The following is a 19995-nucleotide window of genomic DNA, read 5'->3' as shown; positions in this document are numbered from 1 at the left end:
GCTGTTGAGCTGCCGGAAGGCGTTGAAATGGTAATGCCTGGCGATAACATTTCAGTAAAAGTAAAGCTGATTTCACCGATCGCTATGGATGATGGTTTGCGTTTTGCAATCCGTGAAGGTGGTCGTACAGTAGGTGCGGGCGTAGTTGCATCAATAATCGAGTAATGTATATGTCTAATCAAACTATCAGAATCCGTTTGAAATCATTTGATCATAAATTAATTGATCAATCGGCTGGTGAGATAGTAGAAACAGCAAGAAGAACGGGAGCCCAAGTTAAAGGCCCCATTCCATTGCCTACTAAAAAAGAACGTTTTACGATTTTAATTTCTCCGCATGTAAACAAAGATGCTAGAGATCAGTATGAATTGAGAACGTATAAACGATTATTAGATATCGTTGAACCAACAGATAAAACCGTAGACGCATTGATGAAGTTGGATCTTGCGGCTGGTGTTGATGTTCAAATAAAATTGAATTAAGAAGCAGGGGAATTGGCAGATGTCAATAGGTCTTATAGGTCGTAAATGTGGTATGACCAGAGTTTTTTGTGAAGATGGTTCGTCAGTACCAGTTACTGTACTCCAGATTGACTCAAATAGAGTTACTCAGGTTAAAGGTATTGAGGTTGATGGCTATCGTTCGATTCAGGTAGCGGCGGGCGATAAAAAATCTTCTCGAGTCAATAAAGCGATGGCTGGTCATTACGCGGCGGCTAATGTGACAGCTGGACGCGGCCTATGGGAGTTTAGGCTTGAAGATGGTGAAGGTGAGAATTTATCTACCGGATCTCAATTATCTTTAGATATATTCTCAGTTGGTCAAGTTGTTGATGTCCAAGGTAAAAGTATAGGTAAAGGCTTTGCAGGTGGTATAAAACGCCATAATTTCAGCATGCAAGACGCTACTCATGGCAACTCGCGCTCACACAGGGTTTTGGGTTCTATTGGTATGTGTCAAACACCTGGTCGTGTATTTAAAGGGAAGAAAATGGAAGGTCATATGGGGGCTGAAAAAGTTACAGTTCAGAATCTAACTATCCATTCAATTGATACGGCAAGAAATTTAATTTTGGTGAAAGGTGCTGTACCTGGTGCCAAGGGCGGTGATGTAATTATTACGCCCGCTATGAAAATGCGAAATAAAGGTTAAGCCATGAGTATGCAAATACCTGCTTTAAACGAACAAGACTCTTCAGGAAATGTTGGTGTGGCTGAGGCGATATTCGGTCAGCCTTTTAATGAGACATTGGTTCATCAGTTGGTTGTAAAGTATCTGGCTGGCGCTCGTGCTGGAACGAAAGCGCAGAAGACGCGGTCTGATGTCAGTGGCGGCGGATCAAAGCCATGGAGACAAAAAGGTACTGGACGTGCAAGATCTGGAACAACGCGTAGCCCAGTGTGGAGAACCGGTGGTGTCGCTTTTGCTGCTAGACCAAGGTCTTACGATCAAAAATTGAATAAAAAAATGTTTCGGGTCGGCGTCAGGTCAATATTGTCCGAATTGCTTAGGCAAGATCGCTTGGTGGTTAGTAATGATATTTTACCTTCCAGCCCTAAAACAAAAGAGTTGAATTCAAGGATAAAAAATATTGATGCGAAGCGAATTCTTATTGTTGTTGAGAATGTAGATGCAAATTTAGCGTTGGCGTCAAGAAACATACCTTATGTAGAAGTGATTGAGGCGATTAATTTAAGCCCTGTTTTATTGGTTTCAGCCGATAAAGTTATTGCTACACCTGGTGCGTTGAAGCAAATAGAGGAGCGCTTAGCATGAGTTTAAATCAATATCACTTGGCAGGCGTGCTGAAAGCTCCGATTATATCTGAGAAGAGCACTATTGCTGCGGAAAAAGACAATCGATTTGTTTTTAAAGTGCAAAAACAAGCCACTAAAAAACAAGTTAAAAGTGCCGTGGAGCTAATGTTTAGCGTTGAAGTTGATTCTGTTCAAGTTTTAAACGTTAAGGGCAAGCAAAAAAGATTTGGCGGCTCATTGGGGCAGCGATCTGATTGGAAAAAGGCTTATGTAAAACTTAAGCCCGGCCATGATATAGATTTCTCCGCTGCTTAATAATTTAAGTTTTAAAAGATCAATAGGAAACGGTAGAAAGCATGGCTATTGTAAAGTCTAAACCGACGTCACCGGGTTCACGGTTTGTAGTGCGCATCAAAAATGATGAGTTGCATAAAGGAAAACCGTATGCGCCTTTGTTGAGCAAGAATAGCAAAAGTGGCGGGCGTAATAATCAGGGGCGTATAACAACGCGCCATGTTGGTGGTGGGCATAAACAACACTACCGGATAATTGATTTTAGAAGAAATAAAATCGATATTCCTGCCGTTGTTGAGCGTCTGGAATACGATCCAAACAGAACTGCGAATATCGCGTTGATCCTATTTAAGGATGGAGAGCGTAGATATATCATTGCACCTAAAGGAATTGAAGTTGGGCAGGAGGTGGTCTCTTCGGAAACCACGGCTGTCAAGCCTGGTAACTGTATGCCGTTACGAAATATACCAATGGGTACGACGGTTCATTGCGTGGAGTTAAAGCCTGGCAAGGGGGCTCAAATTGCTCGTAGCGCCGGTACATCAGTCCAATTGGTGGCTAAAGACGGAGCTCATGCAACTATCAGATTGCGTTCTGGTGAAATGCGTAAGGTCATGGCTGATTGCCGCGCTGTGATTGGAGAGGTTTCCAATTCAGAACATAATTTAGTATCTCTCGGAAAGGCTGGTGCCTCAAGATGGCGTGGTGTTCGCCCGACTGTTCGAGGTGTTGTAATGAATCCAGTTGATCATCCGCATGGTGGTGGTGAAGGCCGTACATCTGGTGGTAGACATCCTGTATCTCCCTGGGGTATGCCAACTAAGGGCTATAAAACCAGAAATAATAAGCGTACTGATAATATGATTATCAGACGTCGTAAGCTCAAATAGAGAGGAATTAACGTGCCACGTTCAATTAAAAAAGGTCCTTTTATTGATCATCATCTGCTCAAAAAAGTTGAAGATGCGGTAAGTACTAATAATCGGAAACCGATTAAAACATGGTCAAGAAGATCAATGATTATTCCAGATATGTTAGGTTTGACTATCGCAATTCATAATGGACGATTGCATATACCTGTTCTGATTTCTGAGAATATGGTCGGGCATAAATTAGGTGAGTTTTCGCCAACTCGCACATATAAAGGCCACGTGGCTGATAAGAAATCTAGATAGGTTGTATTATGGAAGTTTCAGCAAAATTAAAAAATGCTCCACTATCTGCACAAAAAGCGCGGTTAGTAGGTGATCAGATTCGTGGTATGCCGGTTGAGAAGGCTTTGAATACATTGAAGTTTAGTTCAAAAAAAGCGGCTGCGATTATTAAAAAGATTCTTGAATCTGCTATCGCTAATGCGGAGCATAATGAAAGCGCAGATATTGACGAATTGAAAGTGTCAACCGTTTATGTGAATGAAGGGGCGACTATGAAAAGATTCAAGGCAAGAGCTAAAGGACGTGCAAATCATATCCTTAAAAGAACCTGCCATATTACAGTTAAAGTTGCAGAATACGAGTAGGGGCAGAAAATGGGGCAAAAAGTACATCCAACAGGCATACGTCTCGGTATTGTAAAAGATTGGAATTCGCGATGGTATGCGAATAGTCAGGATTATTCTGTTTTTCTGCACCAAGACTTGACGGTCAGGGACTATATTAAAAAGAAATTAGCTCATGCTTCTGTAAGTCGTATTCAGATTAATCGTCCGCCAAATAACGCGCATATTACGATACATACAGCAAGGCCTGGTATCGTCATCGGTAAAAAAGGCGAAGATATAGAAGCGTTGAGGCAGGGTGTGTCTAAAATAATGGGCATCCCTGTTCAGCTTAATGTTGAAGAGATCAGAAAGCCTGAATTAGACGCCCAGTTGGTTGCTGAGGGTATTGCGCAACAGCTTGAAAAAAGAATCATGTACCGTCGAGCTATGAAGCGTGCTGTAACTAATACAATGAGATTAGGTGCAGAAGGCATAAAGATTAATGTTGGTGGTCGATTAAACGGCGCCGAGATTGCTCGAAGTGAATGGTATAGAGAGGGACGAGTTCCTTTGCATACATTAAGGGCAGACATCGATTATGCAACAGCTGAAGCACATACTACCTATGGAATTATCGGCATTAAAGTGTGGATATTCAAAGGCGAAGTATTCGATATGGATGCGCATATAGCATCGATTAATTCAGAATCTAAAAAATAGTTGAAGGGATAGAGAACAATGCTTCAACCTAAAAGAACTAAATTCCGTAAGCAACATAAAGGCAGAAATAACGGTACTGCCGTGCGTGGCTCATCAGTAAGTTTTGGTGATTTTGGTCTTAAATCAGTAAGTCGCGGTAGACTTACTGCTCGCCAAATTGAGTCGGCTCGTAGAACTATTACTCGTCATGTTAAACGTGGCGGTAAACTTTGGATTAGAATATTCCCAGATAAGCCAATTACCAAAAAACCATTAGAAGTTCGTATGGGAAAAGGGAAAGGTAGTGTAGAATACTGGGTTGCTCAAGTTAAGCCAGGAACTATGTTGTACGAAATACAAGGTGTTTCTGAAGAGTTGGCTCGAGAAGCATTCGCTCTAGGTGCTGCAAAGTTACCTTTGAAAACACTTTTTACCGCTCGGACAATAATGTAATGAAAGCAAGTGAATTACGCCAAAAATCAAAAGACGAATTAGGGGCAATGTTGCTCGAATTGTCGCGTGAACAATTTAATCTTAAGATGCAAAAGGGAACGGGTCAGCTGTCTAAGCCAGATCAAGTAAAAAAGGTTAGACGTGATGTGGCACGTATCCATACCATATTAAACGAAATGGCGAGCGCATAAAATGAGCGAAAATGTAACTAAGTTGCGGACGATCACTGGTCGGGTTGTTAGTAATAAAATGGATAAAACCATTACGGTTTTAGTTGAGAGGGTTGTAAAACACCCTATCTATGGTAAATACATTAAGCGTTCAACTAAAATGATGGCTCATGATGAACAGAATATTTGCCATGAAGGCGACGTAGTATCCATTACATCATGCAGACCTATGTCCAAGAATAAAACCTTCAAATTGGTTCAAGTCTTGGAAAGTGCCAACAAATAGCATTGCGTAGCTATTTAATAAACAGATAATTAGGAATAAATCATGATTCAGATGCAAACTAACCTTGACGTCGCCGATAATAGCGGTGCAAAAAGGGTCATGTGTATCAAAGTATTAGGGGGGTCTCATAGGCGTTATGCCGGGATTGGTGATATCATCAAAGTAAGCATAAAAGATGCTATACCTCGCGGAAGAGTAAAAAAAGGCGAAGTCTATAACGCATTGGTTGTAAGAACTAGCAAAGGCGTTCGTAGGCCGGATGGGTCTGTTATCCGTTTTGATGGCAATGCTGCGGTTATTCTGAATAACAATCTACAGCCGCTTGGTACGCGTATTTTTGGCCCTGTAACACGTGAGCTAAGAGGTGAAAGATTTATGAAAATCATTTCGCTGGCTCCTGAAGTTTTATAAGGTAGGGTTTAAAATGCAAAGAATTAAGCAAGGCGATGAGGTTATTGTTCGTACCGGTAAGGATAAGGGCAAAAGCGGCAGAGTAAGTAAAGTTTTGAAGGATAATAAGGTTTTGGTTGAAGGGATTAATCAAGTTAAAAAGAACCAAAAACCAAATCCAAACGCTGGGGTTTCGGGCGGAATTGTTGTGAAAGATATGCCGATTAATATTTCTAACATCGGATTATATAATCCTGCAACCAAAAAAGCGGATCGTGTTGGCTTTAAGTTTCTAGAAGACGGGAAAAAAGTCAGGTATTTTAAGTCAACAAATGAAGTTGTTGATGTGTAAGGTGTAGATAAAGATCATGGCTAGACTAGAAACCGTATATAAAGAAAAAATTCTTCCAGCATTGGTTGAGCAGTTTGCTTATGCTTCTGTAATGCAGGCGCCTCGAATTACAAAGATAACCCTGAATATGGGGGTAGGTGGCGCTGTTGCTGATAAAAAAATATTGCAGTCCGCAGTTAGCGACATGGAAAAAATTTCCGGCCAAAAGCCGGTCATTACTTTGGCGAGAAAATCAATTGCGGGTTTTAAAATCCGTGACGACATGCCTATAGGTTGCAAGGTAACCCTGCGTAGCGATAGGATGTATGAGTTTTTAGATCGCTTAATAAGTATTTCTATACCTCGCATCCGCGATTTCAGAGGATTGAGCCCTAAAAGCTTTGATGGGCGTGGTAATTATTCTATGGGCGTTAAAGAACAAATCATTTTTCCTGAAATTGATTATGATAAAATAGATGCTTTGCGCGGCATGGACATAACTATCACAACAACAGCTAGAACGAACGAAGAAGGTTTAGCTTTGTTGAGGCTTTTTAATTTTCCATTTAAGAACTAAAGGGCTCATTAAAATGGCAAAAAAATCGATGATTGCGCGTGAAGATAAGCGTAAAAAATTAGTACAGAAATATGATGTTAAGCGTAAGTCTTTGAAAGAAATCATCAGAGACCCTAATGCTTCATTTGAAGATAAAGAATCTGCTCATTTACAACTTCAGAAATTGCCTAGAGACTCTAGCGGATCGAGAGTTCGTAATCGTTGTAACTTAACCGGACGTCCACACGGTTATTATCGTAAGTTTGGTCTTAGCCGCAATAAATTAAGAGAAGCAACGATGCGTGGCGATGTGCCAGGCTTGGTAAAGGCAAGTTGGTAAGATCTTTTAGATCAAGTTTGGAGAGATTATAAAATGAGTATGACAGACCCAGTCGCAGACATGCTGACCAGAATTAGAAACGGGCAATCTGCGGGTAAAAAGATCGTTAAACTGCCTTCATCAAAATTAAAAGTATCTATAGCGAAGGTATTAAAAGAGGAAGGCTTTATTGGGGGCTATTCTGTAGAAACAATTGGTAGTCATACAGAAATGACTATTGAATTGAAGTATTATAAAGGTGTCCCTGTAATTGAAAACATTAAAAGAATTAGTAAACCTGGTTTGCGTATTTATAAATCTAAGGATGAATTGCCGAAGGTTCTTGGCGGGTTGGGGATTGCTATTGTATCAACATCGAAAGGTGTTATGACCGATAGAGCTGCTCGTTCAAGTGGACATGGCGGTGAAGTCATTTGTACTGTTTGTTAAGGTGTAGGCCGGGTTATGTCAAGAATTGCAAAAGCTCCAGTAAATATTCCAAAGGGTGTGGATATAAAGCTCGAAGGTAATAATATGACTGTAAAAGGAAGTAATGGTCAGTTATCTTATAGTATTAATTCAGCTGTTAGCTTTGATATTACGGATAACGTAATTCAGGTTCAATGGGACAGTAATGATAAAAAAGCTACTGCTCAAGCCGGAACAGCAAGAGCTATAGTAAACAATATGGTAGTTGGAGTATCTTCAGGATTTGAAAGAAAACTGACCCTGATTGGTGTGGGTTATAGAGCTCAAGCTAAAGGTAATATCCTTAATCTTGCACTTGGATTTTCGCATCCAGTTGATTTTGAAGTTCCGGCTGGGGTTTTAGTTGAAACGCCAAGCCAAACTGAGATAGTTGTCAAGGGAAGTGATAAGCAGTTAGTAGGCGAAGTTGCTGCGAAAATCAGAGCTTATCGTCCACCTGAGCCTTATAAAGGTAAAGGTGTCAGATATGCTGACGAGCATGTTGCAAGAAAAGAAGCTAAGAAGAAGTAAGGTAGCGTAATGGATAAGAAACAATCTCGTATGAAGCGCGCATTAAAATTGCGTAGCAAAATTAAAAAATTAAGCACTGTTCGTTTGTCAATTCATAAGACTTCGCAACATATTTATGCGCAAGTAATAAGTGCTGATGGAACGAAGACTTTAGCTAGTGCATCAACTACTCAAGCTGAAATTAAATCGACGTTAAAAAATACTGGAAATATTAGCGCAGCAGCTGAAGTTGGAAAATTTATTGCGCAAAAAGCAATTGCTGCCGGAGTTTCTGAGGTGGCTTTTGATCGTTCAGGATTTAAATATCATGGTCGCGTTAAAGCATTGGCTGACGCTGCTCGTGAAGCCGGTTTGAAATTTTAGGGGAATAAGATGTCTACAGCACCTTCTCAGGTTAGTGCAGATGGGTTACAAGAAAAATTAGTTAATGTAAGACGTGTTGCAAAAGTTGTAAAAGGCGGTAGGGTTTTTGGTTTCACAGCATTAACAGTAGTTGGTGATGGTGAGGGCAGAGTCGGCTACGGTGTGAGTAAAGCTCGCGAGGTACCTATTGCCATACAAAAGTCTTTGGAGCAAGCGCGCAAAAATATGCGTAAGGTTTCTTTGAAAGGCGACACATTGCAATATCCTATTATGAATACTACTGGCGCGGCTAAAGTTTACATGCAGCCCGCTTCTGAAGGTACCGGTATCATTGCTGGTGGAGCAATGAGAGCAGTATTTGAAGTAGTTGGAGTGCATAACGTATTAGCTAAATGTATTGGAACTAGTAATCCTATTAATGTTGTTAGAGCAACTATTAATGGTCTTACAGGTATGCATAGCGCTAACCAAATAGCTGCAAAACGCGGCTTATCAGTTGAACAGATTATTGGGTAGTGGTTATGACTGGCAATAAAATAAGTGTTACGATGACAAAAAGTAGATTTGGGCGTTTACCGCGCCATCAAGCCTGTTTAAAAGGTTTGGGCTTGCGTAAAATCAACCAGACGGTTGTTGTGCTCAATACACCTGAAAACCGAGGTATGATAAATAAAGTATCGTACATGTTAAAATTCGAGGAAGTTTAATGTTTTTAAATACTATCCGTTCAAGTGAAGGGGCTCGAAAGAAATCAAAGAGAGTGGGCAGGGGTATTGGCTGTACGCTAGGTAAAACTTGTGGAAGAGGCCATAAAGGCCAGAAAGCTCGTAGTGGTGGCTTTCATAAAGTTGGCTTTGAAGGTGGGCAAATGCCTTTGCAGCGCCGACTGCCTAAGATTGGCTTTACTTCATTAATAAGCAAGTACTCAGCAGAAGTAAGGTTAAACGAATTGAATAATCTAGCTGCTGAAGTGATAGATCTTAAGGTTCTAGTTGCAGCAAATATAGTTCCAGTATTTACAAAAAAAGCTAAAATCATTAAATCTGGTGAGTTGACCAAACCTGTTGTTGTAAGAGGGATTAATGTAACAGGTGGAGCTAGAAAATCTATTGAAGCAGCTGGCGGAAAAGTAGAGGTTTAAGTGAGTACTTCAAGAGCTCAGGTGGCAGGCAAAGTTGGTGGTTTTTCGGAGCTTAAGGCTAGACTGCTTTTTGTTTTAGGAGCCTTTTTTGTATACAGAGTCGGTGCCCACATTCCTGTTCCTGGAATAGATCCTAAGGCCCTTGCTGTTATGTTTGAACAACAGAGCGGATCAATTCTGGATATGTTCAATATGTTTTCGGGTGGCGCTTTGATGCGTTTGAGCTTATTTGCTCTTGGTATAATGCCCTATATTTCGGCGTCAATTATTATGCAGTTGATGACGGTTGTTATACCAGCAATGGAGCAATTAAAAAAAGAAGGCGAGTCAGGTCGGCGTAAGATTTCGCAATACACTCGATTTGGAACTGTTATTTTGGCGACTTTTCAGGCTATTGGAATTTCTTTGGCGTTGCAGAACCAAACTGCTGGGGGTCTTTCGGTAGTTTTGAGTCCAGGTATTAGCTTTATTGTTATCACAACTGTTACTTTAGTTACCGGTACAGTTTTTTTGATGTGGTTAGGTGAGCAGGTTACTGAGCGTGGTATTGGTAACGGTATATCACTTATCATATTTGCCGGTATCGTTTCTGGTATACCCAAAGCGGTAGGTGGTACATTGGAACTGGCGAGAACAGGTGAAATGAATGGGGCATTTATCATTTTGCTGTTTCTTTTATCAATTTCCGTCACAGCGTTGGTTGTATTCGTAGAGAGAGGACAAAGAAGGATTTTGATTAATTACCCAAAGAGACAGCAAGGTCGTAAAATGTATGCCGGGCAAAGTAGTTTCTTGCCACTAAAACTTAATATGGCGGGTGTAATACCACCTATCTTCGCATCAAGTATAATTTTATTTCCAGCTACGATTGCAGGATGGTTTGGAAATAGTGATGGGTTTTCCTGGCTTCAGGATGTAGCTACAATGCTCTCTCCTGGGCAGCCTGTTTATGTTATTTTTTATGCAACAGCTATTATTTTCTTTTGTTTCTTTTACACGGCTTTAGTGTTTAATTCAAAAGAAACTGCTGATAATTTAAAAAAATCGGGTGCATTTTTGCCTGGAATAAGGCCTGGTCTTCAGACAAGTTCTTATATAGACAAGGTCATGACTCGATTAACATTAATTGGTGCATTTTATATTACACTTGTATGTTTATTGCCTGAGTTTTTGATTGTGTACTGGAATGTTCCGTTTTATTTTGGTGGAACATCTTTGTTGATTATTGTTGTGGTTGTAATGGATTTCATTTCTCAAATGCAAACACATGTTATGTCCCAGCAATATGATGGCTTGATGAAAAAAGCCAATCTAAAGAAATAAATTATTGCAAAAGAGCAATATCTAGGAGTTAGTGAGTGAAAGTTCGAGCCTCTGTAAAAAAAATATGTAGAAAATGTAAGGTTGTAAAAAGAAATGGCGTTGTCAGGGTTATCTGTGAAGACGGAAAACATAAACAACGGCAAGGATAATAATTGTTGCGCCGTTATTAATGTAATGCTATAATTTGGCGCTTAACTTTAGAGTACTACCAAGGGGAGTATCTAGATGGCACGTATTGCCGGGATAAATATACCAGATCATAAGCATGCAGTGATTGCATTGACCGCAATTTATGGCGTTGGACGTCAAACTGCAAGTGAGATTTGCGCTGAAGTGGGTATTGCGCCTTCGATAAAAATAAAAGAACTAACTGAAGAACAGTTGGAGTTAATTCGAAATGTCGTTTCGAAGATGACGGTAGAAGGCGATCTTCGTCGCGAAGTTTCTATGAATATCAAACGTTTGATGGATCTTGGTTGCTATCGCGGGATAAGGCATCGTAGAGGATTGCCTTTAAGAGGGCAGAGAACGAGAACAAATGCTCGTACTCGCAAAGGCCCACGTAAGGCAATTAGAAAATAAGATATTCCTTTAAAGAGGGTTGAGGTAAATGGCGAGTCAAAATCGTTCTAGAAAACGTATTAAAAAAGAAGTTGCTGATGGCATAGTGCATGTGCATGCATCTTTTAATAACACAATTATAACTATCACAGATAGAAAAGGTAATGCTCTTTCCTGGGCAACATCAGGAGGGTCTGGTTTTCGAGGCTCACGAAAAAGCACGCCATTTGCTGCGCAGGTTGCCGCTGAAAAGGCCGGGTCAGTCGCTTTAGAGTTTGGGATGAAGAATCTAGATGTAATGATTAAGGGGCCTGGACCTGGGCGTGAGTCCGCTGTCCGTTCTCTGAATAATTTGGGATTCAAAATAAACAATATTGTTGATGTGACGCCGATTCCACACAATGGTTGTCGGCCTCCAAAAAAACGCCGCGTATAAAAATCTGGAGTAGTTTGTTATGGCAAGATATCTTGGGCCTACCTGTAAATTAAGTCGAAGAGAAGGGACAGATCTGTTTTTGAAAAGCAGAGGAAAGTCTTTAGAAAATAAGTGCAAATTGGATCAGCGTCCTGGTCAGCATGGTACTAAGCGTACAAGAAGTTCTGATTATGCGCTTCAGTTAAGAGCTAAGCAACGCTTACGCAGAATATATGGCATTTTAGAAAAACAGTTCAGAAACTACTATAAGTCGGCGGACTTAAAGAAAGGGGCTACAGGTCAAAACTTGTTGAACCTGCTAGAGTCAAGATTAGACAATGTGGTGTATCGTATGGGCTTTGCTTCTACTCGCGCAGAAGCTCGTCAGTTAGTTAGCCATAAGTCTATCCAGGTAAATAATGTTTTAATCAATGTTCCTTCTTACCAGGTTTCTCCTGGCGATGTTCTTTCTATTAGAGAGAAAGCAAAGAAACAACAAAGAATTGTTGATGCATTGACTGTAACTGAGCAATATGGATTTCCATCTTGGGTTGAGGTTAATTCTAAGGCAATGTCAGGTACATTTAGCGCCTTGCCAGATCGTGTAGATTTGGGCAGTGACATTAACGAGCAATTAGTAGTTGAGCTTTACTCTAAATAATCGCAGTTTTGAGGGATATAAATGCAGAATTCTATTTCTGGCTTGCTGAAGCCCCGCTTAGTTGAGGTAATAAGCAAAACACCTAATCATTCTAAGATTGTTATTGAACCTCTTGAAAGGGGATTTGGTCATTCTATTGGTAATGCTCTGCGGCGAGTGCTGTTGTCTACAATTCCCGGTTGTGCAGTTACGGATGTTGAAATTGAAGGCGTTCTCCATGAATACACTACTATAGAGGGTGTTCAAGAAGATGTAATTGATATTTTGCTTAACCTTAAGAAGTTAGCAGTTGTGCTTCATTCCAAAGATGAGGCTGAGCTTACTCTTTCAAAGCATGGGGCAGGTTGTGTTACGGCTGCGGATATTATAGTTCCACATGATGTGGAAATTATTAACCCAGACTTGGTAATAGCTAACCTAACGCAGGTTGGTGTTTTAAACATGAAGATCAGAGTGCGCCGAGGAAGAGGTTATGAACCTGTCAGTGTTCGTAAGTCAAATTCGGAGCATAGTCTGGTAGTTGGAGCTCTTCAGCTGGATGCTTCATATAGTCCGATTATAAAAGTAGCTTATCAGGTTGAAAGTACGCGTGTTGAACAGCGTACTAATTTAGATAAATTAATAATCGAATTGGAAACAAACGGTACTGTTGATCCAGAAGAAACTATTAAGCTTGCTGCTACCATACTTCACGATCAGTTATCTGTATTCGTTGATTTTGAAAAAGTAAATGATCAACTTGCAGAAGAGGAGGTTGAAATTGAAGAGATATTTGACCCTGTTCTTCTTCGTCCTGTAGATGATCTTGAGTTAACTGTACGTTCAGCTAACTGCTTGAAAGCTGAGAATATATTTTATATTGGAGACTTAATTCAACGTACTGAAGTTGAGTTGTTGAAAACTCCAAATCTTGGCAAAAAGTCCTTAACAGAAATAAAAGACATTCTTGCTTTAAAGGGTTTATCTTTGGGTATGAGGTTGGAAAATTGGCCGCCTGAAAACTTAGCAGATCAAACTCACGCAATAACACACTAACATTAGGTCTTCTTACAATGAGACATCGTAAATCCGGTAGAAAATTCAATATAAATAGCAGTCACCGCAAGGCGCTATTTAGTAATATGGTTAGTTCATTATTTAAACATGAATTAATAAAGACAACTTTACCAAAAGCAAAAGAGTTAAGAAGCTACGCCGAGCCATTAATTACTTTGTCTAAAGAAGACAGTGTCGCTAAAAGACGTCTTGCTTTCGCTAGGTTGCGTGATCGCGATGTTGTGACTAAGCTTTTTAATGAACTAGGCCCCCGTTACAAAAATAGAGCTGGTGGCTATCTGCGTATTATGAAATGTGGATTTAGACCTGGTGATGATGCTCCTATGGCTTATGTCGAGCTGGTTGACAGACCTAGTTCTTCTATAGAAGATTAATGGTTTGTTAATTTAAAAAACAGTTTATAAAATTAAATCGGTCCTTGGAACTAATAATATATATTTTAGTTCCAAGGACTGACAGATAAAATTGAAGTCCATTTACAAAGTCTCATCGTAATTTCATCTAATGGTTCAAATCTAATCTGGCAGTACTAATTTTGATAAGTATCTGTCAAATTAAATTCTCTTTCTTTTCCTGTCATTTTGCTATCGTGTGTTGTCACCGGTGATGTCCCTTACAGCACTTGCCTCTTACAAGACTGATACTTCTATCTAGTCGGCAATTCTCCCTTATTTTTAAGATAAATCCAAACGAATATGCCGGAAGTCACACTTTGTGAGTTCTTTAGATGTTGGATTGGTATTGGCGCTTGCTTAACACTCTAGGTGTTTGGTTAGTTGCTTTACCGCCCTTGTGTATCCATCAATCAAGTCGATTAGATTAGTCCGCTACGGCAAGCTTTATACAATGATCGTCCCTTTCGGTTTTACCCGGCTTGCTCTCCACGATTCAATCACAGCTGATTTCCATCTGCGAAGTTTAGTTCACCGATTTTATATCCATATTCATCCCACATGATAAGTAATCCATCTCTCTTACCATCTTTGTATTTGGTTTCGACATATCTTTTGCCATTTGAATGGTGCATTTCATGTCTGCCTGAGAAAGGTTTATCTTCATTAGGCAAATAAGCAAGCTCATTTCTAATGTCCAGATCTGCTGAAGTGACTATTTCTTTCGGTTTTGTATCTTTTAAAACAATTTCTTTAGGCTTGACAGTTTTTTTCGTCTTAACTGCTTTCTTCGGCTTCTTGTTTTGGGAAATATTCTGTTTAGCTCTTTGGTGTGCCTGCGCCCTTAATTGCTCTAAAACCCTAATGTCGGCGTTACAGTCCGAGATAAAAAAAATTGTCGTTAATAAAAATATTATTTTTTTCATAAAATACCTTTAAAGCCCTGTCGGATGGGCCGTTTATGTCCGGTTTGCCGACTATTTCCGTTTAAATCCATGTAGCATCGCCCGGGCCAGATTTTCACGGTGTATATAGCTTTCAACGGCAACGCCTACGACATGCACAATTACCAGAATCAGCGTGAAGTTGGCGAAAAATTCATGTACTTCTTCCCACATTTTTTCGTTAGCGGGGCCGATAGCCGCCAGCGGTCCGGCGGCCTGATCGGCTCCGTACACCGCAAAGCCGGTGATGACCGTCGCTAATAAACTGATCAGCAATAATACGATCATCGCCGCCCCCGCCGGGTTGTGGCCGATGTAACGTTGGGTTTTTAATGCGATCAGGTCTTTAACATAAGCGATCGACTTGGCAGGACCGCATAAAAAATTCGAGAATCGGGCATAGTCGTTGCCGACAAATCCCCAAATCAATCTGAACACCAATAATCCGGTCACCAGATAACCGGCCCAGACGTGTACTGTTAATAAGTCGTCTTCAGTCAGGTAAGCGATAAAAAACCCGGCAACCAACAGCCAGTGAAAAATTCTAAGCGGGAGATCCCATACTTTAACGAATACTTGCGATTTCATTTTGGTACTCCTGTTACTGTTGTCTTGATAAGTTGTTGGGGCAAAAAGAAAAATGCTCTTGAACCTACCATTACTTTTAAACCTATTCTAGTTATCGGCAGGCGATCGATTAACATTACCCACAATAGCCTCGGTTTGCCAGCCGCCGCCTAATGATTTGTACAGGGCGACCAAATTACTGGAAAGCTGGGACTCGCTGGCGACCAGCAAGCTCTGGGCTTGATAAAGCGCCGTTTGGCTGGTCAGTACGTCGATAAATGCGGTCAAGCCCTTTTGATAGCGCTCGTTGGCTAATTGAACCGCCAGTTGGTTTGCTGCAACGGCTTGCGCCAGGGCTTTGTGCCGTTCCTGCTCTTTGCTGTAGGCGATCAGCGCATCTTCCACTTCTTTAAATGCGGATAATACGGTGGATTGATAGCTCAGGAAGGCTTGCTCGAATTGCGCTTTTTTGCTGTTGATATTGGCGTTCAGTTTTCCCCAGTTGAAGATCGGCATGGTTAATGTCGAGGCTGCCGACCATGATTTTCCGATCGGGGTGAAGTCGGTGATGGTTGTATTTTGCAAGCCGAGGAATGCGGCCAGATTGATTTTCGGATAAAGCTCCGCGATCGCAACGCCGACCGATGCATTGGCGACGGCCAGTTGCCGTTCGGCGCGGCGAATATCCGGCCTGCGCTGTAATAATTCGGACGGGAGGTTGGCTAGCACATTAGAGGCAACGGTTGGGATTGCGCCTTGCTGGTCAAGCCGAACGGTCAGGGCGCCGGGTTCCCTGCCGAGCAATACGCTGAGTGCATGTATCGATTGCTTGACTAATGCTTCATAGTTAGGCAATTGCGCCGCTGTCGTGGCAGCTAGGGCTTGCGCCTGAGTTTCTTCAAGCATGCTCGCAAGTCCCGCCTGTCGCCGGATTTGCGTCAGCTGTAGGGTTTCCTGTTGTGCGTGCAAATTTTCACGGGTGATTGCGATCAGTCGTTGATTGGCGCGCAGTTCGATGTAATTGCGGGCGACATCGCCCAACAGGGTGATCAGGACATCCCGGCTGTTTTCAACTTCGACATCGATCGTTGCATCGGCGGCTTCTACCGCACGTCTGATGCCGCCGAAAAAATCCAGCTCCCATTGGGCGTCAAAGCCCATTTGAAAAATATTGATGAACTGATTGCCGATGCCAAAACCGCCGCCCGCAGAGGATGTGCCGGTTTGGGAAGCCGGCGAGGAGGAATTGTTGAACCGCCTGCTGACGCTGCTTTTGGCGTCCAGGCTGGGCAAGCCCGCTGCAATGGTCGCGGTGCGCAGGGCGCGGGCGTCTTTAACCCGCTCCAGCGCAAGCTTTAAATCCAGGTTGGAGGTGATGGCGTCGCCGATCAGTTTGTCGAGTACCGGGTCATTAAAGGTTTTCCACCATTTATCCGGTTGGGCTTGTGTGCCGACAGCCGATTCAGCCCATTGCTCAGGAACCGGGATTTTCGGGCGCTCATAATCGGGGCCGACAGCGGAGCAGCCGGATAACAGCAGGACAGCAAAAAGCGCAAGCGGGCGACGGATCATAACGGCGAGCCGCCGTTGCCTGCATAATCCTTGGCTTCGATGAATACGTCCATTTGCTGGCCGACATAGACCGGCAGTTGGTTCCGGTCGAAACTGTACAGCGCCTGCAATACACGCGTATCAACCTGTTCGGTGCTGTCGCCGGTCAGCGATTTTTTAGGCACCACGTAGGGCTCAACATAAGCCGGAGTCAGATCGGTTTTAAAGTTTCGATTGCCGCGCAGGTATGCAACCGCCTTGCTGTTTTTGTCAAACCGCCAGGCATCATTTTCGTCGATGTCAACCCGCACATGCAGCCGGTCCATATTGCCCAGCACCAGCAGCGGTGTGTTCAGGGCTCCGGCCTGGGCGAATTCGCCGGGCCGGATATTGACTTGCAGTACCTCGCCGTCTATCGGAGCCTGAACGACGAGCCGGGCCAGCGTGGTTTGTGTCGTTGTCAGTGCGGCTTCGGCCTGCTGTACCAAGGCCTTGGCGCTGTCCAATTTGGTTTTGCTGATAAGCTCGGCATTATGGCGTCTAAGCAGCTCTTCGGAACTGATGGCGCGCCGGTCGGTCACCGCCTCGGCTAAATCGCTCAGTGATTTGGTGTCTTTGAGCGCAGCTTCCGCTTCGTTAACGTCCGCCCGGGCTTTTGCAAGATCGGCGAGCTTAACGGCCAAGTCGGCGCGGGTCTCGCGGTCGTCCAGATAAAACAGCGACGTTCCGGCTTTGACTTTGTCGCCAACCTTGACGGCCAGGGTCTTGACGATGCCGGACAAGGGCGTTCCGATGGCGATATTCTGGCTTTCCGATTCGACAATACCCGCTCCGGCAATAAACGATTTAAACGGTGCGGAGGCGGGCGCGGCCACGGGCGGAGCAACCGGTATCGGCTTGTTGCTGCTAACGACCGTATAAGACGCAAAAAGGAATCCGGCAACCGCCAGTATCGGTAATGTGTATTTGACTTGCATATCACCTCCTGTAGATAGTTTTAGGGTAACGTCTCATTAATAACCAGTAAATCAACTAAAAAATGATCACCACGAAGACACGAAGGACACGAAGTTTTATTTTTAAACGATGAAGAACATGAAGGATTTAAGTCTTTATGTCCTTCATGTTCTTAATGGTCATTGTCCACGAAAAGCACAAAAGGCTCGAAAGTTTTGCCGCATAATTTTTAGCCTTTAACCTTAACAATATGCCCGTCATCCATTTCGGCAATGCGGTCGGCGAAGTCGAAAATCCGGGCGTCATGGGTCACGATGACCAGTGCCCGGTCTTTGTGCAAAGCCACTTCCTTGAGCAAGGTCATCACATTGCGCCCGGTTTCATGATCCAGCGAACTGGTGGGTTCGTCGCAAACAATCAGTCTCGGGCTATGCACCAGCGCTCTGGCAATGGCGACGCGTTGCTGCTGTCCGCCGGAAAGCTCCGAAGATAAAGCCGTGACCCGCGCGCCCAAGCCCACTTGCTCCAGAACAGCAATGGCCTTGCGTTCGGCCTCGGCGCGCTTCATACCGTTGATGATCAGCGGTACCGATACGTTTTCCGCCGCGCTGAGTGCCGGCAGCAAGTTAAAGGCCTGAAAAACGAAACCGATGTTGCGCGCCCTGAAATTCAGTTTGTGTTGATTGCTCATGTTCAGCAAATCCTCGCCGAATACTTCGCAATAACCGCTGTCCTGATCCAGAATGCCGGCGATGACTGAAATCAGCGTGGTCTTGCCGCATCCTGAAGGGCCGACCAGCATCATCAGTTCGCCCAACGCAATATCCAGATTGACGCCGTTCAGCGCGGTCACTTTTTGGTCGCCGGTATCGTAAACTTTGACCACATTCTGGCAGCGTACCGCCAATGATGACGGATTCATGCCTTAGCCTTTAAACACGATAGCCGGTTCCAAACGGATCACTTTGATTATGCTGAGCAGCGCCGCAAAAATGCAAATCAGACTGACTCCGGCGCCGCTAAACAGCAGCAGTTGCCAGGGAAACTTGAACGCCAGTATCGTATGACGCATCGAATAGCCGAACAAAGCGGTCAAACCGACGCCCAGACCGTAACCGATGACGCCGACTAAAACTGCCTGTAATAAAATCATGCGCAGCAATATCCAGTTGCTGGTTCCCATCGCTTTCAGCACGCCGAATTGACGCAGGTTCTCCAGCGTACTGTTGTAGAAGGTCTGGCCGGCAATGGCCGCGCCGACGATAAAGCCCAGCAGCACCGAAATGCCGAAATTTATCGGGATGCCGGTGTTGTGCATAAAATACTCATAAGTCAGTGTTGCAAATTCTTCTCGCGTATAAGCCGCCAAACCGGTTGTTGCACGGATACGGCGCGTCAGCTCGGCAAGGTCTTGTCCTTGTTTGGCTTTAACCAGAATGAAGGACAGCAGCTTGCGCTCCTTGGGCGCGTAATTCTTGGCGCGGGAATAGGTGGTATAGACCACGGGTTGGGACTGAAAGGTACGGGTGACCTTGGCGATGCCGACAACGATCGCGCGATGATCGTTTAACTCCAGACTGTCGCCGACTTTAAGCGGAATGGGCTTGCCGCCGGGTATCGGCGAAGGCTTGCCCAGTTTATCCTGGGCGCCGTCTATATCGACGATGACGCCGTCGCTGCGGCGTAAATCTTCAATCGTTCCTTCCAGCATGACCGGCGGTCCGCCGATTAATGTCGCGTCGTCCAGGCCGATAACATTGCAGGTTTGAAAGGTGCCGTCGAGCAGCCGCGCTTTTAGCAACCCCTTGTACATCGGCATGGCCCACTCCACGCCTGAAACGCCGCGTACCCGATAAAGCTCGGTGTCCTGCAAGGGTTTGATGTCATCGACGAACTGCACTTTAGCGTCCATCACCCATATATCGGGCAAGCCTACATCCGATATGAAACTGTAAGAGCGCGACATAATTCCCAAAAAAATGGACGGTTGTTGGGTCATGATTAACGACGCAAAGGTCAGCCCCATGACGATACCGAGATATTTGCCCCGATCTCCCATCAGCATTTTTAAGGCAATGTGATTCATGAGTTTGAACTCGTTGTTGGTTAAGCTTAATTTTATCATGCAACGCAAATTGACAACGTACAACCGTATTCATAGAATACAAACCATGAACCAAGTACCTATGATCTCATCCCTAAAACAAAACACACGATGGCTGCGAAAAATTATTAGCTTTCGCCGCAGTGCTGTTTTTTTGGTTCATTAAGTCCATTTTAGCTAAGCAACTGCGGGTCTTGTCCCCAGTCACTTAGTTAGTCTTTCCGGC

General features: G+C 43.4%; 34 protein-coding genes and 1 pseudogene. 29 read left to right on the top strand and 6 right to left on the bottom strand.

From position 1 onward, the window contains the following. The 29 genes and pseudogenes from tuf to rplQ all read left to right on the top strand — a co-directional run. Positions 1-165 (top strand): annotated as a pseudogene (gene tuf, locus V3O24_RS06905) (elongation factor Tu); the annotation flags it as partial. A gap of 5 nt (positions 166-170) precedes the next feature. Beyond that, positions 171-482, top strand: a complete 312-nt coding sequence (gene rpsJ / locus V3O24_RS06900; protein ID WP_005373966.1) for a 30S ribosomal protein S10 — start codon at positions 171-173, stop codon at positions 480-482. Between the two features lie 19 nt (positions 483-501). After that, on the top strand, positions 502-1152 hold the full coding sequence (rplC, locus tag V3O24_RS06895) for a 50S ribosomal protein L3 (protein WP_104422829.1): 651 nt from the start codon (positions 502-504) through the stop codon (positions 1150-1152). Between the two features lie 3 nt (positions 1153-1155). Beyond that, the gene (rplD, locus tag V3O24_RS06890; protein WP_104422828.1) at positions 1156-1776 is read left to right on the top strand and encodes a 50S ribosomal protein L4; all 621 of its coding nucleotides are present in this window, start codon (positions 1156-1158) and stop codon (positions 1774-1776) included. Continuing rightward, positions 1773-2072 carry a 50S ribosomal protein L23 gene (rplW, locus tag V3O24_RS06885; protein WP_104422827.1) on the top strand — a complete coding sequence of 100 codons (300 nt, stop codon included), beginning with the start codon at positions 1773-1775 and terminating at the stop codon, positions 2070-2072. Before rplD ends, rplW begins: the two co-directional genes overlap by 4 nt. A 41-nt stretch (positions 2073-2113) precedes the next feature. Then, positions 2114-2941: a 50S ribosomal protein L2 gene (gene rplB, locus V3O24_RS06880; protein ID WP_104422826.1), complete on the top strand. Its 828-nt coding sequence runs from the start codon at positions 2114-2116 to the stop codon at positions 2939-2941. 12 nt (positions 2942-2953) lie between these two features. Beyond that, the gene (rpsS, locus tag V3O24_RS06875) at positions 2954-3226 is read left to right on the top strand and encodes a 30S ribosomal protein S19 (RefSeq protein WP_006890485.1); all 273 of its coding nucleotides are present in this window, start codon (positions 2954-2956) and stop codon (positions 3224-3226) included. Positions 3227-3234: 8 nt separating this feature from the next. Beyond that, complete coding sequence (rplV, locus tag V3O24_RS06870) at positions 3235-3570, top strand: 50S ribosomal protein L22 (protein ID WP_104422825.1); 336 nt, start codon at positions 3235-3237, stop codon at positions 3568-3570. Between the two features lie 9 nt (positions 3571-3579). After that, positions 3580-4251 carry a 30S ribosomal protein S3 gene (rpsC, locus tag V3O24_RS06865; RefSeq protein ID WP_104422824.1) on the top strand — a complete coding sequence of 224 codons (672 nt, stop codon included), beginning with the start codon at positions 3580-3582 and terminating at the stop codon, positions 4249-4251. A gap of 18 nt (positions 4252-4269) precedes the next feature. Further along, positions 4270-4683: a 50S ribosomal protein L16 gene (gene rplP, locus V3O24_RS06860; protein ID WP_104422823.1), complete on the top strand. Its 414-nt coding sequence runs from the start codon at positions 4270-4272 to the stop codon at positions 4681-4683. Then, positions 4683-4874 carry a 50S ribosomal protein L29 gene (rpmC, locus tag V3O24_RS06855; RefSeq protein WP_104422822.1) on the top strand — a complete coding sequence of 64 codons (192 nt, stop codon included), beginning with the start codon at positions 4683-4685 and terminating at the stop codon, positions 4872-4874. Before rplP ends, rpmC begins: the two co-directional genes overlap by 1 nt. Position 4875: 1 nt before the next feature. Continuing rightward, the gene (gene rpsQ / locus V3O24_RS06850; RefSeq protein WP_104422821.1) at positions 4876-5139 is read left to right on the top strand and encodes a 30S ribosomal protein S17; all 264 of its coding nucleotides are present in this window, start codon (positions 4876-4878) and stop codon (positions 5137-5139) included. Between the two features lie 42 nt (positions 5140-5181). Continuing rightward, entirely contained in the window at positions 5182-5550 is a 369-nt protein-coding gene (rplN, locus tag V3O24_RS06845; RefSeq protein ID WP_104422820.1) for a 50S ribosomal protein L14, read from the top strand. 13 nt (positions 5551-5563) lie between these two features. Next, positions 5564-5881 carry a 50S ribosomal protein L24 gene (gene rplX, locus V3O24_RS06840; protein ID WP_104422819.1) on the top strand — a complete coding sequence of 106 codons (318 nt, stop codon included), beginning with the start codon at positions 5564-5566 and terminating at the stop codon, positions 5879-5881. A gap of 16 nt (positions 5882-5897) precedes the next feature. Further along, positions 5898-6437: a 50S ribosomal protein L5 gene (rplE, locus tag V3O24_RS06835; RefSeq protein WP_104422818.1), complete on the top strand. Its 540-nt coding sequence runs from the start codon at positions 5898-5900 to the stop codon at positions 6435-6437. Between the two features lie 13 nt (positions 6438-6450). Beyond that, positions 6451-6756, top strand: a complete 306-nt coding sequence (rpsN, locus tag V3O24_RS06830; protein ID WP_104422817.1) for a 30S ribosomal protein S14 — start codon at positions 6451-6453, stop codon at positions 6754-6756. Positions 6757-6789: 33 nt separating this feature from the next. Continuing rightward, entirely contained in the window at positions 6790-7185 is a 396-nt protein-coding gene (gene rpsH / locus V3O24_RS06825; protein ID WP_104422816.1) for a 30S ribosomal protein S8, read from the top strand. A 15-nt stretch (positions 7186-7200) separates the two neighbouring features. Beyond that, on the top strand, positions 7201-7734 hold the full coding sequence (gene rplF / locus V3O24_RS06820) for a 50S ribosomal protein L6 (protein WP_104422815.1): 534 nt from the start codon (positions 7201-7203) through the stop codon (positions 7732-7734). A gap of 9 nt (positions 7735-7743) precedes the next feature. Beyond that, positions 7744-8097, top strand: coding sequence for a 50S ribosomal protein L18 (rplR, locus tag V3O24_RS06815; protein WP_104422814.1), 354 nt, complete (start codon positions 7744-7746; stop codon positions 8095-8097). A gap of 9 nt (positions 8098-8106) precedes the next feature. Continuing rightward, positions 8107-8613 carry a 30S ribosomal protein S5 gene (rpsE, locus tag V3O24_RS06810; RefSeq protein WP_006890472.1) on the top strand — a complete coding sequence of 169 codons (507 nt, stop codon included), beginning with the start codon at positions 8107-8109 and terminating at the stop codon, positions 8611-8613. A 5-nt stretch (positions 8614-8618) separates the two neighbouring features. After that, on the top strand, positions 8619-8804 hold the full coding sequence (gene rpmD / locus V3O24_RS06805; protein WP_104423005.1) for a 50S ribosomal protein L30: 186 nt from the start codon (positions 8619-8621) through the stop codon (positions 8802-8804). Then, positions 8804-9238, top strand: coding sequence for a 50S ribosomal protein L15 (rplO, locus tag V3O24_RS06800; RefSeq protein WP_104422813.1), 435 nt, complete (start codon positions 8804-8806; stop codon positions 9236-9238). Before rpmD ends, rplO begins: the two co-directional genes overlap by 1 nt. Further along, on the top strand, positions 9239-10561 hold the full coding sequence (secY, locus tag V3O24_RS06795) for a preprotein translocase subunit SecY (RefSeq protein WP_258076559.1): 1323 nt from the start codon (positions 9239-9241) through the stop codon (positions 10559-10561). A 35-nt stretch (positions 10562-10596) separates the two neighbouring features. After that, on the top strand, positions 10597-10710 hold the full coding sequence (rpmJ, locus tag V3O24_RS06790) for a 50S ribosomal protein L36 (protein WP_081466878.1): 114 nt from the start codon (positions 10597-10599) through the stop codon (positions 10708-10710). A 76-nt stretch (positions 10711-10786) separates the two neighbouring features. Then, positions 10787-11143, top strand: a complete 357-nt coding sequence (gene rpsM, locus V3O24_RS06785) for a 30S ribosomal protein S13 (protein WP_104422812.1) — start codon at positions 10787-10789, stop codon at positions 11141-11143. Positions 11144-11171: 28 nt separating this feature from the next. Next, positions 11172-11558 carry a 30S ribosomal protein S11 gene (gene rpsK / locus V3O24_RS06780; protein ID WP_006890467.1) on the top strand — a complete coding sequence of 129 codons (387 nt, stop codon included), beginning with the start codon at positions 11172-11174 and terminating at the stop codon, positions 11556-11558. A gap of 19 nt (positions 11559-11577) precedes the next feature. Further along, positions 11578-12198 carry a 30S ribosomal protein S4 gene (gene rpsD / locus V3O24_RS06775; RefSeq protein WP_104422811.1) on the top strand — a complete coding sequence of 207 codons (621 nt, stop codon included), beginning with the start codon at positions 11578-11580 and terminating at the stop codon, positions 12196-12198. Between the two features lie 21 nt (positions 12199-12219). Continuing rightward, positions 12220-13233: a DNA-directed RNA polymerase subunit alpha gene (rpoA, locus tag V3O24_RS06770; protein ID WP_104422810.1), complete on the top strand. Its 1014-nt coding sequence runs from the start codon at positions 12220-12222 to the stop codon at positions 13231-13233. Positions 13234-13250: 17 nt separating this feature from the next. Further along, positions 13251-13628, top strand: coding sequence for a 50S ribosomal protein L17 (gene rplQ, locus V3O24_RS06765; RefSeq protein WP_104422809.1), 378 nt, complete (start codon positions 13251-13253; stop codon positions 13626-13628). A gap of 518 nt (positions 13629-14146) precedes the next feature. Here rplQ and V3O24_RS06760 read toward each other — a convergent pair. The 6 genes from V3O24_RS06760 to V3O24_RS06735 all read right to left on the bottom strand — a co-directional run bounded on the left by V3O24_RS06760 (position 14147) and on the right by V3O24_RS06735 (position 19751). Next, a complete protein-coding gene (locus V3O24_RS06760; protein ID WP_104422808.1) occupies positions 14147-14572 on the bottom strand; it encodes a hypothetical protein in 426 nt (141 codons plus the stop codon). A gap of 51 nt (positions 14573-14623) precedes the next feature. Then, positions 14624-15178: a cytochrome b/b6 domain-containing protein gene (locus V3O24_RS06755; protein WP_331306694.1), complete on the bottom strand. Its 555-nt coding sequence runs from the start codon at positions 15176-15178 to the stop codon at positions 14624-14626. Positions 15179-15265: 87 nt separating this feature from the next. Next, complete coding sequence (locus V3O24_RS06750; RefSeq protein WP_331306693.1) at positions 15266-16729, bottom strand: efflux transporter outer membrane subunit; 1464 nt, start codon at positions 16727-16729, stop codon at positions 15266-15268. Next, a complete protein-coding gene (locus V3O24_RS06745; RefSeq protein WP_331306692.1) occupies positions 16726-17685 on the bottom strand; it encodes an HlyD family efflux transporter periplasmic adaptor subunit in 960 nt (319 codons plus the stop codon). Before V3O24_RS06745 ends, V3O24_RS06750 begins: the two co-directional genes overlap by 4 nt. 209 nt (positions 17686-17894) lie before the next feature. Then, positions 17895-18587 (bottom strand): ABC transporter ATP-binding protein, encoded by a 693-nt coding sequence (locus V3O24_RS06740; RefSeq protein WP_331306691.1) that lies wholly within the window; start codon positions 18585-18587, stop codon positions 17895-17897. Between the two features lie 3 nt (positions 18588-18590). Then, the gene (locus V3O24_RS06735) at positions 18591-19751 is read right to left on the bottom strand and encodes an ABC transporter permease (RefSeq protein ID WP_331306690.1); all 1161 of its coding nucleotides are present in this window, start codon (positions 19749-19751) and stop codon (positions 18591-18593) included. Positions 19752-19995: the final 244 nt, after the last annotated feature.

This window comes from Methylobacter sp. Wu8, from assembly GCF_036440755.1.
GTDB classification, from domain to species: Bacteria; Pseudomonadota; Gammaproteobacteria; order Methylococcales; family Methylomonadaceae; genus Methylobacter_A; species Methylobacter_A tundripaludum_A.
Note: the sequence above shows the minus strand (reverse complement) of the source record. Positions and strands in the feature narration are given on the sequence as shown.

Bases quoted from the DNA above. Each gene is read 5' to 3' on its own strand.
- rpsJ (WP_005373966.1), top strand. From the start codon at position 171: ATGTCTAATCAAACTATCAGAATCCGTTTGAAATCATTTGATCATAAA.
- rplC (WP_104422829.1), top strand. From the start codon at position 502: ATGTCAATAGGTCTTATAGGTCGTAAATGTGGTATGACCAGAGTTTTT.
- rplD (WP_104422828.1), top strand. From the start codon at position 1,156: ATGAGTATGCAAATACCTGCTTTAAACGAACAAGACTCTTCAGGAAAT.
- rplW (WP_104422827.1), top strand. From the start codon at position 1,773: ATGAGTTTAAATCAATATCACTTGGCAGGCGTGCTGAAAGCTCCGATT.
- rplB (WP_104422826.1), top strand. From the start codon at position 2,114: ATGGCTATTGTAAAGTCTAAACCGACGTCACCGGGTTCACGGTTTGTA.
- rplV (WP_104422825.1), top strand. From the start codon at position 3,235: ATGGAAGTTTCAGCAAAATTAAAAAATGCTCCACTATCTGCACAAAAA.
- rpsC (WP_104422824.1), top strand. From the start codon at position 3,580: ATGGGGCAAAAAGTACATCCAACAGGCATACGTCTCGGTATTGTAAAA.
- rplP (WP_104422823.1), top strand. From the start codon at position 4,270: ATGCTTCAACCTAAAAGAACTAAATTCCGTAAGCAACATAAAGGCAGA.
- rpmC (WP_104422822.1), top strand. From the start codon at position 4,683: ATGAAAGCAAGTGAATTACGCCAAAAATCAAAAGACGAATTAGGGGCA.
- rpsQ (WP_104422821.1), top strand. From the start codon at position 4,876: ATGAGCGAAAATGTAACTAAGTTGCGGACGATCACTGGTCGGGTTGTT.
- rplN (WP_104422820.1), top strand. From the start codon at position 5,182: ATGATTCAGATGCAAACTAACCTTGACGTCGCCGATAATAGCGGTGCA.
- rplX (WP_104422819.1), top strand. From the start codon at position 5,564: ATGCAAAGAATTAAGCAAGGCGATGAGGTTATTGTTCGTACCGGTAAG.
- rplE (WP_104422818.1), top strand. From the start codon at position 5,898: ATGGCTAGACTAGAAACCGTATATAAAGAAAAAATTCTTCCAGCATTG.
- rpsN (WP_104422817.1), top strand. From the start codon at position 6,451: ATGGCAAAAAAATCGATGATTGCGCGTGAAGATAAGCGTAAAAAATTA.
- rpsH (WP_104422816.1), top strand. From the start codon at position 6,790: ATGAGTATGACAGACCCAGTCGCAGACATGCTGACCAGAATTAGAAAC.
- rplF (WP_104422815.1), top strand. From the start codon at position 7,201: ATGTCAAGAATTGCAAAAGCTCCAGTAAATATTCCAAAGGGTGTGGAT.
- rplR (WP_104422814.1), top strand. From the start codon at position 7,744: ATGGATAAGAAACAATCTCGTATGAAGCGCGCATTAAAATTGCGTAGC.
- rpsE (WP_006890472.1), top strand. From the start codon at position 8,107: ATGTCTACAGCACCTTCTCAGGTTAGTGCAGATGGGTTACAAGAAAAA.
- rpmD (WP_104423005.1), top strand. From the start codon at position 8,619: ATGACTGGCAATAAAATAAGTGTTACGATGACAAAAAGTAGATTTGGG.
- rplO (WP_104422813.1), top strand. From the start codon at position 8,804: ATGTTTTTAAATACTATCCGTTCAAGTGAAGGGGCTCGAAAGAAATCA.
- rpsM (WP_104422812.1), top strand. From the start codon at position 10,787: ATGGCACGTATTGCCGGGATAAATATACCAGATCATAAGCATGCAGTG.
- rpsK (WP_006890467.1), top strand. From the start codon at position 11,172: ATGGCGAGTCAAAATCGTTCTAGAAAACGTATTAAAAAAGAAGTTGCT.
- rpsD (WP_104422811.1), top strand. From the start codon at position 11,578: ATGGCAAGATATCTTGGGCCTACCTGTAAATTAAGTCGAAGAGAAGGG.
- rpoA (WP_104422810.1), top strand. From the start codon at position 12,220: ATGCAGAATTCTATTTCTGGCTTGCTGAAGCCCCGCTTAGTTGAGGTA.
- rplQ (WP_104422809.1), top strand. From the start codon at position 13,251: ATGAGACATCGTAAATCCGGTAGAAAATTCAATATAAATAGCAGTCAC.
- V3O24_RS06760 (WP_104422808.1), bottom strand. From the start codon at position 14,572: ATGAAAAAAATAATATTTTTATTAACGACAATTTTTTTTATCTCGGAC.
- V3O24_RS06755 (WP_331306694.1), bottom strand. From the start codon at position 15,178: ATGAAATCGCAAGTATTCGTTAAAGTATGGGATCTCCCGCTTAGAATT.
- V3O24_RS06750 (WP_331306693.1), bottom strand. From the start codon at position 16,729: ATGATCCGTCGCCCGCTTGCGCTTTTTGCTGTCCTGCTGTTATCCGGC.
- V3O24_RS06745 (WP_331306692.1), bottom strand. From the start codon at position 17,685: ATGCAAGTCAAATACACATTACCGATACTGGCGGTTGCCGGATTCCTT.
- V3O24_RS06740 (WP_331306691.1), bottom strand. From the start codon at position 18,587: ATGAATCCGTCATCATTGGCGGTACGCTGCCAGAATGTGGTCAAAGTT.
- V3O24_RS06735 (WP_331306690.1), bottom strand. From the start codon at position 19,751: ATGAATCACATTGCCTTAAAAATGCTGATGGGAGATCGGGGCAAATAT.